This is a genomic window from Nakamurella sp. PAMC28650 (assembly GCF_014303395.1).
Classification (GTDB): Bacteria; Actinomycetota; Actinomycetes; order Mycobacteriales; family Nakamurellaceae; genus Nakamurella.
In genome coordinates this window covers 4,368,895-4,383,464 of sequence record NZ_CP060298.1, presented here as the reverse complement: position 1 = coordinate 4,383,464, position 14,570 = coordinate 4,368,895, and the positions used below count along the sequence as shown (strand labels likewise).

13 protein-coding genes and 1 pseudogene are annotated in these 14,570 nt (G+C 66.1%); 12 read left to right on the top strand and 2 right to left on the bottom strand.

Translation table 11 applies throughout. From position 1 onward, the window contains the following. Positions 1–109: 109 nt before the first annotated feature. Together H7F38_RS19820 and H7F38_RS19815 are read right to left on the bottom strand one after the other, a co-directional pair. The gene (locus H7F38_RS19820; protein WP_187091425.1) at positions 110–961 is read right to left on the bottom strand and encodes a GAF and ANTAR domain-containing protein; all 852 of its coding nucleotides are present in this window, start codon (positions 959–961) and stop codon (positions 110–112) included. Between the two features lie 883 nt (positions 962–1,844). Beyond that, entirely contained in the window at positions 1,845–2,507 is a 663-nt protein-coding gene (locus tag H7F38_RS19815; protein ID WP_187091424.1) for a TetR/AcrR family transcriptional regulator, read from the bottom strand. A gap of 231 nt (positions 2,508–2,738) precedes the next feature. Here H7F38_RS19815 and H7F38_RS19810 point away from each other — a divergent pair, with 231 nt between their 5' ends. From H7F38_RS19810 to H7F38_RS19755, 12 genes and pseudogenes are all read left to right on the top strand, one after another. Beyond that, entirely contained in the window at positions 2,739–3,146 is a 408-nt protein-coding gene (locus H7F38_RS19810; protein WP_187091423.1) for an ester cyclase, read from the top strand. A gap of 545 nt (positions 3,147–3,691) precedes the next feature. Further along, the gene (locus H7F38_RS19805) at positions 3,692–4,396 is read left to right on the top strand and encodes a carbohydrate-binding module family 20 domain-containing protein (protein WP_187094835.1); all 705 of its coding nucleotides are present in this window, start codon (positions 3,692–3,694) and stop codon (positions 4,394–4,396) included. A gap of 259 nt (positions 4,397–4,655) precedes the next feature. Then, positions 4,656–5,438: pseudogene (locus H7F38_RS25685) on the top strand (extracellular solute-binding protein); the annotation flags it as partial. Between the two features lie 108 nt (positions 5,439–5,546). Next, a protein-coding gene (locus H7F38_RS19790) for an IS5 family transposase (RefSeq protein ID WP_370531391.1) occupies positions 5,547–6,465 on the top strand; the annotation gives its coding sequence in 2 pieces (ribosomal slippage) (positions 5,547–5,897 and positions 5,899–6,465; 918 coding nt in all). Positions 6,466–6,506: 41 nt separating this feature from the next. Beyond that, a complete protein-coding gene (locus tag H7F38_RS19785; protein WP_187091422.1) occupies positions 6,507–6,815 on the top strand; it encodes a hypothetical protein in 309 nt (102 codons plus the stop codon). 19 nt (positions 6,816–6,834) lie between these two features. Next, the gene (locus tag H7F38_RS19780) at positions 6,835–7,197 is read left to right on the top strand and encodes a hypothetical protein (protein WP_187091421.1); all 363 of its coding nucleotides are present in this window, start codon (positions 6,835–6,837) and stop codon (positions 7,195–7,197) included. A 98-nt stretch (positions 7,198–7,295) separates the two neighbouring features. Further along, a complete protein-coding gene (locus H7F38_RS19775) occupies positions 7,296–8,453 on the top strand; it encodes a glycoside hydrolase family 15 protein (protein ID WP_187091420.1) in 1,158 nt (385 codons plus the stop codon). Continuing rightward, on the top strand, positions 8,450–10,690 hold the full coding sequence (locus H7F38_RS19770; RefSeq protein ID WP_187091419.1) for a TIM-barrel domain-containing protein: 2,241 nt from the start codon (positions 8,450–8,452) through the stop codon (positions 10,688–10,690). Before H7F38_RS19775 ends, H7F38_RS19770 begins: the two co-directional genes overlap by 4 nt. Positions 10,691–10,843: 153 nt before the next feature. Continuing rightward, entirely contained in the window at positions 10,844–11,137 is a 294-nt protein-coding gene (locus tag H7F38_RS19765; protein ID WP_187091418.1) for a transposase, read from the top strand. Next, complete coding sequence (locus H7F38_RS26115) at positions 11,134–11,991, top strand: IS3 family transposase (protein WP_370531269.1); 858 nt, start codon at positions 11,134–11,136, stop codon at positions 11,989–11,991. Before H7F38_RS19765 ends, H7F38_RS26115 begins: the two co-directional genes overlap by 4 nt. After that, the gene (locus H7F38_RS19760; protein WP_187091056.1) at positions 11,978–13,177 is read left to right on the top strand and encodes an IS30 family transposase; all 1,200 of its coding nucleotides are present in this window, start codon (positions 11,978–11,980) and stop codon (positions 13,175–13,177) included. The genes H7F38_RS26115 and H7F38_RS19760 overlap by 14 nt, the downstream gene beginning before the upstream one ends. A 124-nt stretch (positions 13,178–13,301) precedes the next feature. Continuing rightward, entirely contained in the window at positions 13,302–14,546 is a 1,245-nt protein-coding gene (locus H7F38_RS19755) for an ISL3 family transposase (protein ID WP_187091416.1), read from the top strand. The last annotated feature ends 24 nt before the right edge of the window (positions 14,547–14,570 follow it).

Genomic DNA, 14,570 nt, shown 5'->3' with positions numbered 1-14,570 from the left:
GTTGTTTCAACCGCCCGGACCTGGGTGTGGGATGCCTTCGAATGAATCTCTCACCTGAGGGCCTCAGTACCCATGGCCCGGCGCGGCCACACCCGATGTGGCCCGGCGCTCACCCGGGAACCTCACCGGTATGCACCGTGACCAAGGCCACTTCGTAGAGCTTGACATTGCGGTGTTGGCTGGCGACCCGTAACCGGTCGAACGCCTCGCTCTGGGTGATGTGCAGCAGCCCCATGATGATGCCGACCGCGGCGCCGATGTCCCGGGCGTGCTCCAGCGCCACCGTCAGGTTGGTGATCTTCTCGGCCAGGGCGGCGGCGTTGAAGGCGATCGCGGCGTGCTCGGCGAACGAGGCCGCCAACTCCACCACCTCGTCGCTGAAAGCACCCGGCTGCTGCGCATACAGGCCCAGGGAAGCCAACGGCTGATCATCGATGAGCAACGGAAACGCCAACACACAACGCAGCGGCACGGACAGAGTGCCCGCCTGCCGGTTGGACCAGCTGCCCTGAACCGTCAGATCCGGCACATGGATGACCGCTCGGTCCGCCATCGCCTGGCGGGCGGGAACGACACCAGCGGTGTTCTGCCCGGCCAGCATCGCATCGGCACGAGCAAAATCTGTCGCCGCTAGGACCCGCGGACGGTCATCGGCCGGGCTCGAGGCGATGATCACCGCCAGGTCGGCCTCCACCAGCGCGGCAGCCAACTCCACGATCCGCTGCACGGTGTCGTGCCATCCAGCTGCATCCTGCAGCTGCCGGGCCGCTTGGGAAAACCATTGGACGGCCTGTACCGCGACCGGCGCCTCACTGACCGACACCTCGGCCAGGTCCTCCACCGGCTCGGTGCTCACAGTCCGGCTCCCTTCATCGCGCGGCCGATACCGACCGTCGAAATTGATGTTTGGCCAAGCCAAGATCTGCCCTGTGGTGTCACGGCCCACCAGGGTGCCGGACATGGCAGCGCCAGCAGCGGTTACCCGCCTAGGCAAGTCCATCCTGAGTATACGGTTCCGACCGCCCCGCGGCCCGCATTTCTGGCCCTACGGTGTGCAGAGGGGCTCATAGCGCCGAAAACCCTTGACGGGCACTCAGGTCAGTCCCGGGCCGGACCGGAGGAATGCGTCAACGGCCCCGACGATCGGCAGACTCAGGGCATGAGGATTCCGCTGTTCCGGCAGCCGGCTGGACCCGAAACCTGACGGCCGGAGGGTCTTGCCGGTACCTCCGGACGCCAGGCTTGGCCGGGTTCACCAGCGCAGCCCGGTCTGGCCAACCTTGAGCGCTGTGGCATCCTTTCAGTCACATCCGCAAGGGCGTTGACGGCGGACCACGACGAGCCGCGAACCGGCGCCCGCGCCTCAACCACGTAGTGGTTTCGGGCTCGCAGTATGGCCTTTACCAACTTGGGCCGGCGATAGGGGTGGCCTCGCCGGGCCGGTCCAGCGAGACCTGGAGGGGTCCAGCTGAATTCAACTGTCCGCGCTCTGCGGACGAGTATGCATCAGCTGCAAATCGGGTCCGGTGGCGGCGGCGAATGGCCGCGCGAGCAGGCCAGCTCAGCAGCGGTAGAGGTTCTGGGCCGGGCACTGCTTGGCGCGTCCCACTGTTATCTGCCAAGCGCTCAGGGGTGGTCCGCCGAAGCCCGTTCGGTCGGCGGTGGACGCGTCGGCGGCGGGCACAACCGGAGTCGGTTGACGGATTGGGCTGGTCGACCGGCAGCGCGTCGTCAGATCCTGTCTCACGTCCATCTGTCGAGTCCCGAGCCTGATGCAGGCGGTAGCGGTAGGCCCGGGCGGGAGTGGAGTTGTTGTGAAGTGCCGCCGAGTTGATTGCTTCAGTTCAGTGCGTTGCTCGTGTGGTCGGCTGTTGGCTGATGGTGCTCTGATCGGTCAGTAGCGGTAGCAGCCGCTGCCGGATGCCTTGCTGTGCCAAATCGAAGGGTTCCAAGTTGCCGCACAGTTGCGCGTCCAGGGTGGCGACGGTGATCAACCCGGCCACTTCCAGGAACAGCTGCCGGGGGTCGATGCCGGCCCGAACGTGACCCAAATTCTGGGCTTGCTCCCAGTTCTGGGTGAAGACGGTTTCCCAGCGGCGCCGGTAGCGAAGAAGGGTGTCACGGACTGCGCCGGGACGCGCGTCGTAGTCGACGACTGCGGTGAGGAAGAACGATCGGCCGGACAATTCCCCGGATCGCATGAACTCCAGCCAACGGTGACAAAAAGCCCACACGCGGGGTAGGCCTTCCGGTGCGGCCATCGCTGGTGCCCCGACCCGGTCGGCGTAAAGCCGGGCCGCGAAGGACACCACGGCCAGTTGCAGCGCCTGACGGCCGGCGAAGTGCCCGTTGACGCCGCTCTTGCTCAGACCCAGATCGTAGGCGAGCCGCCCGAGGGAGACGCTGGCCAGGCCTTCGGCGGAGGCGATGTCGACGGCGCGGGTCAGGATCTGCCGGCGGGTGCGGTCGCCCCGCAGGAGACGCTGATCGGTCGTTGTCCGCTTCATCGGCACGCAGCGACGTTACGCGATGCCGCACCGTTTGGTGGGGGAGGCGCTGGGTACTCCCCCAAAGAAGAAGAACGCACGACCGTGCGGATTCTGGGTGGCTCTCCGATCACGGACTCGGCTCGGTGATCTGCGTCGGCGCCCGGACCCGGTAGAGCAGTTCACTGTTTCACCCGTAGGCCCCTCAGCGCCTGACCTGCACCACCCGTCGTTTCATCGAGAGGAAAATTCATGACCACTCAAGAGAACATCGCCGCTCAGCAGGCTTTCGGTGAGGCGATCAACAGCGGGAACCTCGTCGCCCTGGACGATCTGGTCGCACCCGAGTGCGTGGACCACGATCCGGCGCCCTCGCAGGGACCAGGCCCCGAGGGGTTTCGGGCGTTCTTCACTCAGATGAGGACCGCCTTTCCCGACCTGCACATCGAGGTCGAGCACCTCACCGCCGCCGGTGATGACGTGGCGTTCGCGTACACCATCACCGGAACCCACCAGGGTTCGTTGCAGGGCCATGGAGCGACCGGAAAGTCCGTTAAGATCCGCGGAATGCAGATCAGCCGGTTCGCCGGCGGCAAGATGGTCGAGCGGTGGGGCAGTAGCGACGAGCTGGGAATGATGACCCAACTCGGGCTGGCCTGACCCGATCATCCCCGGACGCAGCTCCCTCTGGTCATCTGAACCGGCAGGTCGAGTGCATGAGGTCGGCGGGCCACTGTGCAGGGGTGAACGGTCAGGTGGTGGGGTCCGCCCGGCCGGGGCTGCCGGGATCATTCGGTGGGTGGGGCGACGCCGTCGGTGAGGCCGGACCAGATGGCGCAGGCGTCGTCTTCGGATACGGCTCGGACGCGGATGTGGGACCTGCACCGGCGGCAGCGCCCACCGGGTTCCGGTGTTCGTTTCAGGGTGCTGGCGGATAAAGCGTATTCGCACCCCTGGACCCGCAAAAAGTTGCGGCGCAGACGGATCAGCATCACCATCGCCGCGGCGAAGCGATCAACGGCCTACCGCAGAACAAGGGATCACAAGGTGGCAGGCCGCCGGCATTGAGGAATAATCAAGACCTGTGGATGAGCGTGGGGGACGTACCTCCTCGTTGGTCCTGACAATTCAACAAGCAAGCAAGTTGTGCAGGGGCGTTCGGGTTTGCCCAGGGTCAACGCACCGACGGCAGCACCCGCAACGAACTGGTCGCCCAGGTCTACGGCGATTCGACCGCCTCCAACTTCACCCTGACCGAGGACGACGGCACCTCGGTGAACTACCAGACCGGGGCGCAGCGGACCACCCCGATCAGCCAGCAGCTGTCCGGCTCGGTCGAGACGGTCAACATCGCCGCGTCCTCCGGCACCTACGCCGGTGCCCCCTCGGCCCGCAGCAACGTGGTGCAACTGGTCACCGATTCCACCCAGGCCTCCGCCGTCACCCTGAACGGCTCGGCGCTGACGCAACTGGCGAACAAGGCCGCATTCGACGCGGCGACCAGCGGCTGGTATAGCGCCGGCGGAAATCTGGTGATCGCCAAATCGGCGTCCACCGCGGTCGGCACCGCGAAATCGTTCCAGTTCACCCTCGGGCAGACACCGGTCTCCGAGACATTCACCTGCAACAACGGCACCACCACCAGCGGGCAGTCGGTCTACGCCGTGGGCAGCATCCCGCAACTGGGCGCCTGGGCCCCGGCCAGCGCCGTCCTGCTCTCCCCGACCAGCTACCCCACCTGGACCGGGACGATCAGCGGTCTGCCGGCTAACACCGCTATCACCTGGAAATGCATCAAACGGCAGGAAGCTAACTACCCTGCCACCGCCGACGCATGGCAACCCGGCAGCAATAACGCCTTCAGCACCCCGGCCACAGGTTCTGGAAGAACCTCCGCCGGCAGTTTCTAACCTGTGGGCAAAGACGGAAAGGGGCTGACGCGCCGCGTCAGCCCCTTTCCGCACCCCTGAATCGGGCCATAGGAATCCACGTGGCTGCAAAAGCACAGTGTCCGCGGGGATCTCGCCGAGCCGACGCCCCAATCTCAGGTCACAGTTGAGTCACGGCTCTTCCCAAAACCAGCGCTAGGTAGTTTACTAAGTACGAAAGAAAGTGGCGAACGAAGGGGTTCCCGTGGACGCAGGACGGTCGATCGATCGAGGAGGCTTGATGCCGTCGGCGATCCTGTCGGTGTTGGGCACCAGGGGACCGACCTCGCGGGCAGACCTGGCTCGCACGCTGGAGATGAGCTCGGCCAGCATCACGCAATTGACCAAGGTCCTGATCGCCCGCGGCCTGGTCACCGAACTGGCAACGTCGCCCTCGCAAGGCGGCCGACCTGGCAGATTGCTGGGATTGGTCCGCTCGGCCGGGTCCGCCGTCGGCGTCAAGATCACCGCCGACCATGTCGGCGTCGTCCAGGTCAACCTGGACGGAACCTTCGGCTCGGCAACACGTTACGACTTCGACCCCTCACGCCCGGATGCGTTGGACCATCTCGCGCATCTACTCAAGGCCGACATCGAGCAGATGGAGGGCCATCTGCTCGGCAGCAGCTCCGCAGCTGCACCGCCGGTCGCCGCGACCACCATCAGCTACATGAACTTCTCCGCCAGCGGCGGCCACGAGAAGGACCTGGACACCATCGTCACGGCCTTCGAAAAGGCCAACCCGGGGATCACCGTCAAGGTCGAGAACGTCGCCTACGCCGACTACTTCACCAAACTGCAGACCGCGGTCGCCGGTGGTACCGCCTCGGATGCGTTCGAGCTGAACTACGAGAACTTCGTGACCTACCAGTCCAGCGGGGCGCTGGCGGCTCTGTCCGGGGTGGACTCCAGTACCTACCGCAAGTCCCTGTACGACGCGTTCACCACCGGCGGCAAGCAGTACGGACTGCCCGAATCGTTCTCCGATGTGGTGCTGTTCTACAACAAGGACCTGTTCAGCAAGGCCGGCGTCGGGTTGCCCACCGCGTCCTGGACCTGGGCCGATGAAAAGGCGGCTGCGACTAGAGCGTGTCTGCTAATCAATCGGCGCCTCGACGTTGATGATCTTCCTATGGCGCGTATAGGAGTGATCTCGGACGAGTTCTGGGCGGTGGTCGAGCCGTTGATGCCGGCCTACGGTGGTCGGCGTGGCCGTCCGTGGAACGATCACCGCGAGATGCTCGAGGCGATCTGCTGGCGCTACCGGACGGGCTCGCCGTGGCGGGATCTGCCGACCGAGCTGGGTCGTTGGCAGACGGTGTGGGCACGGCATTTCCGCTGGTCAACCGACGGTACCTATGACCGGATCTTGGTGGCCGCGAAACGGGCTGGGTTTGTCCAGGACGTTGAGGGTGACGCCGTCATCGAGTTGCTGTCGGTGGATTCCACGGTGGTGCGCGCGCACCAGCACGCGGCCGGGGCTCGCAAGAGCGTCACCTCGGAGGTCGTTTCGACGGTCGAGCAGGACACAGGGGGCACCATCGAATGACAAGAATTTGCCGGTCGAACCCGCTGACCACGCGTTGGGCCGATCCCGGGGCGGTCTGTCGACGAAGATCCATTCCTTGACCGATCAGCGGGCCTGCCCTGTGACGGTGATCCTGACGCCCGGCCAGGCCGGCGACAATCCCCAGTTGGTGCCGTTGTTGGATCTGCACCGCCGGCAGCAGCGGGGCGTTCGGGCCCGCCGGTTCCGGGTACTGGCCGATCGCGCGTATTCGCATCCCTCCACTCGGAAGGAGTTGCGGCGCAGACGTATCGGCTACACCATTCCGCAGCGCAGTGACCAGCAGGCCCATCGTCAGGCGAAGGGTTCACGCGGTGGCCGCCCACCAGGATTTGAAGCCGAGGAGTACAAACGCCGCAACGCCGTCGAACGCGGATACGCCCGTCTGAAACAGTGGCGCGGCATCGCCACCCGCTATGACAAACACGCCCTGACATTCCTTGGCGGTGTCCATCTGGCCGCCAGCGTGCTGCACCTCCGCTGAATTACCAGACACGCTCTAAGCTGACGAACAAGTCTGCGAAGGTGTGGGGGGACTATCAGCCGATCACCTACAACGAGTTCTACAAGGCGCTCGCCCAGACCGGCGGCCAGTTCTTCAACGCCGCCAAAACGGCCGCCACGTTCTCCTCGCCGCAGGGGATCAAGGCCGCGAACTGGCTGATCGGCAAGTCCGGCACCGTGATGCCCACGGTCGCCGACGGCGCCGGCACCGCGGACTTCGACACCAACCTGTTCAAGTCCGGGAAACTGGCGATGGCACACCGGTATCTGGGAGTTCAGCGCCCTGTCCGCAGTCCCGTTCGGCTGGGACGTCGTCGTCGAACCAGGTGACACCACCAAAGCCTCCGCGATGTTCACCAACGCCGCCGTCGTGTCGGCCACCAGCAAGAACGCCGCCGCCGCACAGAAGTGGGTGCAGTTCCTCACGGCCTCGTCCACCACCGCGGCGACCCGGCTCAAGGCATCCTGGGAGTTGCCACCGATCGCCGACAACGCTGCCCTGGCGCCGTATCTGACCGCAGGGAAGCCCACCAACCGGCAGGCCGTGTTCGACGCGTTGAACAAGACGATCCTGCCGCCGGTGATCGCCAGCCAGCAGGAAATGCAGGACACCGTCAACAACGCTCTCACCAGTGCCGCCGCCGGCCGCAGCCCGGTGGACAAGGCACTGGCCGACGCCCAGACCAAGGTGACCAGCCTGATCGGCCAGTAACCCGCCAGCCCGTCCACCACCTCGCCCCGCCGTCCTATCGGTGGATCGCCGGCCCGCCCGGCGATCCACCAGGAACGTGAGCACCCCAGATGCCATCCATGACCCCGACCGATCAGGCCCCCCAGGCGCCCGAACGAGCACAGCTCCAACACCTGGCGCAGCGGAGCCTGGAGGTGATCGGCCAGTTCCAAGATCCCTCGGGCGCCTACCCCGCGTCGCCGACCTTTTCGGCCTACCGCGGATACGCCTGGCTGCGGGACGGGTCTTTCACCGTCGAGGCGATGTCCCGGTGGGGGCAGGTGGACTCAGCGGATCGGTTCCACACCTGGGTCAGCGGCGTCCTGACCGCCCGGGCCGCCGTGGTGCAGAAATTGGTGGCCGGGCAGGCCGCCGGCCGCCCACCCGCGCCCGCGGACATGCTGCCGACCCGGTTCACCCTAGCCGGAGGTGATGGCGCCGACCAGTGGTGGGACTTCCAGACCGACGGCTACGGCATGTGGCTGTGGGCGCTGACCACCCACCTGCAGCGCCACCACCTGCCCGTCCAGGCCTACCTACCGGCTATCGCCGTCGCGGTGGACTACCTCACAGCATTCGGCGGCGATGCCTGCTACGACTGGTGGGAAGAACACGCCGAACACCGCCACACCTCCACCCTGGCCGCCGTCCGCGCGGGCCTGATCGCCGCCGCGGCCCTGCCCGGCCTGGACCAGCAGCGCCGATCCGCCGCCGAGCTGGCCGCCGCGCTCCTGCTGGAGGTCATCCTGACCGACGCCACCGTCACGACCGCTGGGCGCCAACATCTGTCCAAATGGATCGGCACTGACGCCGTGGACGCCTCGCTCGCAGCGTGCGTGGTGCCATTCGGCGCCGTCGCCGTCGATGACCCGCTGGCCGTCGGCACGCTGGATCAGATCGCCGAACAGCTGGACGTCGGCGGCGGGGTGCACCGCTTCGCCGCCGACGTCTTCTACGGCGGCGGACAGTGGCTGCTGCTGAGCTGCCTGCTGGGCTGGAACCGCGTCGCCGCGGGTGATGTCGCCGACGGCTGGAAGTACCTCAGATGGGCGGCAGCCCAGGCAGAGGCCAACGGTGACCTACCCGAACAGGTCCCCGGGCATCTGCTGCACCCCGAGCACCGCCAGGAGTGGATCACCCGGTGGGGGACGGTGGCGACCCCGTTGCTGTGGTCCCACGCCATGTACCTGATCCTGGCCCACGAACTGGGCCTGCCCATGGAGGACGAGACACCGTGATCCGGCACCGGCCCTACGGCTCCGAACACCCCTACGCCGCGACCCCCGACCAGCGAACCCCGACCATCCCCGAAATCGGGCAGCAGGTCACCCTCGGGGTCCTGGCCGCCGCCAACGTCACCGCCGTGACCTGCCTGTGGACCGAACAGCACCCCGACGGCACCACGACAACCACCGAACTTCCTCTTTCCCCGCACCTGCCCGAGGCCACCGCACTGGCCGAACACACCGGCGGAGACGGACATCTGGCCACCGCCCAAGCCCAATCCGACCAACAGGGCGGCCACCCCTGGCAGGTGAACAGCCCACCCATCGGCGACCACGTCCGGTACAGCTACCGGTTCCGCTCGGTCAACGAACACGGCGCCACTCGACAGTCGCGAAGCCACACGATCGAACCGGTCCAGTGGTCACCGCAGGCCCTGGGCAGCACCCTGTCGATCGACACCGACCGGCTGATCGACGACAGCATCTCCTGGCGCCGCTCGGTGAACGGTGTCGACCGGGTCCGCTTCGCGCTGCGACTCGAACCAGGGGAGAGGGTCGTCGGGTTCGGTGAACGGTTCGACCGGCTCGATCAACGTGGCCATGCCCTGGATGCGGTGGTGTTCGAGCAGTACAAGTCGCAGGGAGCCCACGGCCGGACCTACCTGCCGATGCCGTTCGCGCACATCATCTCCGACCACGGCCCGGGCTGGGGGTTCCACGTCCGCACCAGCCGGCGCAGCTGGTACGACGTCGGGGCCTCCGATCCAGATCGGTTGATCATCGAGGTGGAACTGGCCGGCACCCAGGCGGCACAGCTGAATGTCGCGATCTACCGCGGATCCCCCGCCGAAGTGCTGAACACCTTCCTGACCGAGGTGGGACGGCCGGAAGAGTTACCGGCCTGGGTGTTCCGGCTCTGGGCCTCCGGAAACGAATGGAACACCCAGGACCTGGTGATGGCCCGGATGGACAGCCACCGGCAACACGACATCCCCGTCGGCGCGGTGGTCATCGAGGCCTGGAGCGATGAAGAAGGCATCACCATCTTCCGCGACGCCACCTACGCCGTGAACGGTGACGGCAAAGCCCACATCGGATCCGATTTCACCTACCACGGAGCGTGGCCCGACCCGGCCGCGATGATCGCCGAACTCCACACCCGCGGCATCAAAGTCATCCTCTGGCAGATCCCGCTGCAGAAGATGAGGCCCCACCCGAAAGGCCAGGCCCGCGCCGACGCCGACGCGATGATCAACAATCACCACGCCGTCCTGGAAGCCGACGGACGTCCCTACCGCAACCGCGGCTGGTGGTTCCCCCAAGCGCTCATGCCCGACCTTTCCGTGCAGCCGACCCGCGACTGGTGGACCGAAAAACGCCGCTACCTGCTGACCGATTTGGACGTCGACGGATTCAAGACCGACGGCGGTGAACACGCCTGGGGCCACGACCTGCAGTACGCCGACGGCCGCCGCGGCGACGAAGGCAACAACCTGTTCCCCGTCCACTACGCCCGCGCCTTCGGCGACCTCCTACGGTCAGCGGGCAAAGCGCCGGTCACCTTCTCCCGCGCCGGATTCACCGGCACCCAAGCCCACGGGATTGTCTGGGCCGGCGACGAGAACTCCACCTGGGAGGCCTTCAGATCTTCCATCACCGCAGGGCTGACCGCCTCGGCCTGCGGAATCCTGTACTGGGGCTGGGATCTGGCCGGATTCTCCGGACCGCTACCGGACCCCGAACTGTACCTCCGGGCCGCTGCCGCCGCCACTTTCATGCCGATCATGCAGTACCACTCCGAGTTCAACCACCACCGCCCGCCGCTGCGGGACCGCACACCCTGGCACATCCAGGACACTTCCGGCGACAACCGGGTCCTACCGGTGTTCCGCCAGTTCAGCCTGCTGCGGGAAGCGCTGGTGCCTTACCTGGCCGGACAGGCGCGGCGCACCATCGCCACCGCTCGACCGTTGATGCGGGCGCTGTTTTTCGACCACCCCGACGATCCCGCCATCTGGGAGCACGCACACCAGTACCTCCTGGGTGATGACCTGATCGTCAACCCCGTTACCGCACCCGGCCAAGCAGAGTGGACCACCTACCTCCCCGCCGGGCAGTGGGTGGACATCTGGACCGGTGAAACCATCCCCGGACTCGCCCCGCACACCAGAAAGGTGCCCATCACCGAAATCCCCGTGTACTGCCGCGCTGATGCCTGGAGCAGGATGGTGCGGCGGATCTCCACGTAGTTGAGGCGCCGGGTCAGGAACCGCCGGGGCAGAAATCGATGAGCGTGCTGCAGTAGCCATCGCCCATCCATTTCGGAGTTAGTTTGGACCGTTCCCGCTTCGGTGGACACCCTGCGAGGTTGCTGCAGCTCCTGAGGCGTAGGAGACTGACTGATGGGTTCGACCCGGAGGAGCTTCACCGATGAGTACAAGCGGGATGCGGTCTCGTTGATCATCGACGGCGGCCATACCATCGGCGAGGTCGCCAGGAAGTTGGACATCTGCGACACGTCGATACGGAAATGGGTGAGCAAGATTCAACCCCAGGGGGAACCGGCTGCGGAGAAACCGTTGACCGAGTCGGAGCGGACCGAGCTTGCTCGGCTCCGCAAGGAGAACGCGAAACTGGAATTGCAGCTTGAGTTCGCAAAAAAAGTTTCGACCTGGTTCGCGAAAGGCCAGCAGTGATCTTCGCTGCCATCGCGGACTGGGTTGATTCGGGCGAGTACGGCGTTGCGTTCATGTGTGCGGAGCTGGGTGTGTCCACGGCCGGCTATTACGCGTGGCGCGGCCGGGGACCGTCGGCCCACGAGGCGGCGGATGCGGCGTTGACCGCCGAGATCAAAGTGGCTTTCCGGGCGTTGCACGGCAACCCGGGGGTGCGGCGCATGTGGGCGCATCTGACGTCGGTGGGTCACCGCATCTCGCCGAAGCGGGTGTACCGGCTGATGAAGGCCGCCGACCTGCAGGGACGGCACCCCAGGGCGTGGAAGGTCACCACTGTTGCAGGTGACAACCCGGCGCCGGCGCCGGATCTGATCGGCCGGAAGTTCACGGCCGGCCAGGCCAACACCAAGTGGTGCGGTGACATCACCTACATCAAGACGTGGGATGGGTGGGCGTACCTGGCCACGGTGATCGATCTGCATTCCCGGGCGTTGGTCGGCTGGGCGTTGGACACCCATATGCGGACCAGTCTGGTCACCGACGCACTGTCGATGGCGCTGCGCAGGCGTCAGCCCGCCGGCGGCGTCATCTTCCATTCCGACCGCGGGACGCAAGGCGGATTCAACTGGTCGTCGCAACACTCCCGAGAGTGGAGGTCTTGCAATGGGTCCAGCTTCGGATCGGATGATGTCGATGACCGGGCGGCCGGCGATGCGGTCGCCCGGGCGGCCGCCGGCCCGCCGGGATGTCGAACGGGTATTTTGGCGCAACATCGCGAAAGGGATGACCAGCGAAGACGCCGCGACGGCGTGCGGCGTGTCGGGGCCCGTCGGGACGCGTTGGTTCCGCGACAGTGGCGGCATGCCGCTGATTGAACTGCAGCCCCCGTCGGGCAGATATCTCTCGTTTGTTGAGCGAGAGGACATCGCTCTGCTGACAGCGCAGGGCAACGGAGTGCGTGAGGTCGCCCGCCGCCTGGGTCGGTCGCCATCGACGATCTCGCGGGAGCTGCGCCGCAATGCCGCAACTCGTGGCGGCCAGTTGGAGTATCGAGCGTCGACTGCCCAGTGGAAGGCCGAGCTGATGGCCCGCCGTCCCAAGACGGCCAAGTTGGTGACGAACGATCGGCTTCGTGGCCATGTCCAGGACCGCCTGGCCGGGGTCATCCGCGCCGCGGACGGCACTGTCGTACCGGGACCAGTCGTTGCAAAATGGAAGGGGCGTAACAAGCCTCACCGCCAGGACCGGCGGTGGGTGACAGCGTGGAGCCCGGAGCAGATCGCCCACCGCCTGCCGATCGACTTCCCCGACGACCCGACGATGCGCATCTCCCACGAGGCGATCTATCAGGCCCTGTACATCAAGGACCGCGGCGCCTTGGAGCGCGATTTGGTGCCGTGTCTGCGGACCGGACGGGCGTTGCGGGTCCCCCGGGCGAGAGCCCGAAAGCGAGCCACCGGCCACGTGACTCCGGAGGTGACGATCGATAAGCGGCCCGCCGAGGCCGACGATCGGAAGACCGCCGGCCACTGGGAGGGCGACCTCATCATCGGCACCGGCCGGTCAGCGATCGGCACCGTCGTGGAACGGATGACCAGGTTCACGATCCTGCTGCACCTGCCGCGAATGGAAGGCTACGGACTTGAGCCGCCGGTGAAGAACGGTCCCGCATTGAGCGGTTACGGCGCGACCGCAACCAAGGACAGTATTGTCGCGAAAATGGTTGCAGTGCAGCGGGAGTTGCGTCAGTCGTTGACCTGGGACCGTGGCAAGGAACTGGCCGCGCATGTCTCTCTAAAGGCCGAGACTGGTATGGCGGTGTTCTTCGCCGATCCGCACAGCCCTTGGCAGCGGGGTACGAACGAAAACACGAACGGCCTGCTACGTCAGTACTTCCCGAAAGGAACCGACCTATCCCGCTGGTGCGCCGCAGAAATTGACTCCGTCGCTGATGCATTGAACGACCGACCCCGCAAAACGCTCGGCTGGAAGACACCGGCGGAAGCGATGGCCGAGCAGCTACTATTACTGCAGGAGCCGAGTGTTGCTACCACCGGTTGAGTCTGGTCAATATACGGCTCTTGTGACGTTCTCGTGGGTGGTTTGACCCCTGGTTGTGGGCGACACACCGGGCTGCGTATAGGTTCTGGCTTATCTAGGGTCAGTCACTATCCAGGAGCACGGTGTGCGCGGTGTAACGATATGGCGAAAGCTGCTCGGTGTCGAGCAACTGCAGGTGTGCGATGTGGCGTGGGAGGAGGCCGACGACCGGCAGGTGCTGGTCGTTTCGGTGCGTGCGACGAAGGGCGCCCGGAGTAGGTGCAGTCGATGCCGGCGTAGACGGCCGGGCTATGACCAGGGCGGCGGAACCCGGCGGTGGCGGTCGCTGGACTGGGGGTCGACGATGGTATTCCTGCAGGCTGCGGCTCCGCGGGTGAGTTGCCAGAGGCACGGGGTGGTCGTCGCGGCGGTGCCGTGGGCCCGACCCGGCGCGCGGGCAACCCGAGCGTTTGAGGACCAGTGCGCGTGGTTGGCGGCGCACACCGCTTCGTCGGTGGTGGCGCAGTTGATGCGGACGTCGTGGCGGCACGTGAGCGCAATCATCGAGCACGTCGTCGCCGACGGTTTGGCCGGCCGGGACGTGCTCGCGGGGCTGCAGCGGATCGGCATCGATGAAATCTCCCACCGCAAAGGCCAGCGGTATCTGACGTGCGTGGTCGATCAAGACTCCGGCAGATTGGTGTGGGCCGCACCGGGCCGCAACAGCGACACCCTGGGTCGGTTCTTCGACGAGCTCGGCCCAGAACGGGCGGCGGCGTTGACGCACGTCTCGGCCGACGGGGCGCAGTGGATCCACGACACCGTGACGGCCCGCGCGCCGCAGGCGGTGCTGGGATTGGATCCGTTTCATATCGTGGGGTGGGCCACCCGGGAGTTGGACAAGGTCCGTCGTCAGACGTGGAACACGCTGCGGGGTAGGAGTAGCTCTGCGCAGGCGTCGTCGGTGAAGGGCAGCCGCTGGGCATTGCTGAAAAACCCGGCGGACCTGTCCCCGGAGCAACGCGGGTCGGTCGCCTCGATCGCCCAGACCAACCGGCATCTGTATCGGGCGTATCTGCTGAAGGAGCAACTGCGCGCGGTGTTCCAGGTCAAGGGCCAGGCCGGCCGTGAACTGTTGGCCGGCTGGATCGCCTGGGCCCGCCGCTCCCAACTCCCCGGCTTCATCGCCCTGGCCGCAACGTTGAAGCGGTTCCAGCAGCTGATTTGGAACACCCTGATCCACCACATGAGCAACGCCCAATCCGAGGCCACCAACACTCACCTACGGGCCTTGACCCGCAGGTCGTACGGCTTTCACAGCCCAGAAGCGTTGATAGCCATGGCAATGCTCACCCGCGGCGGGTTATGCCCGCCGCTTCCCGGACGCTAAACCACCCACGAAAACGTCAGGAGA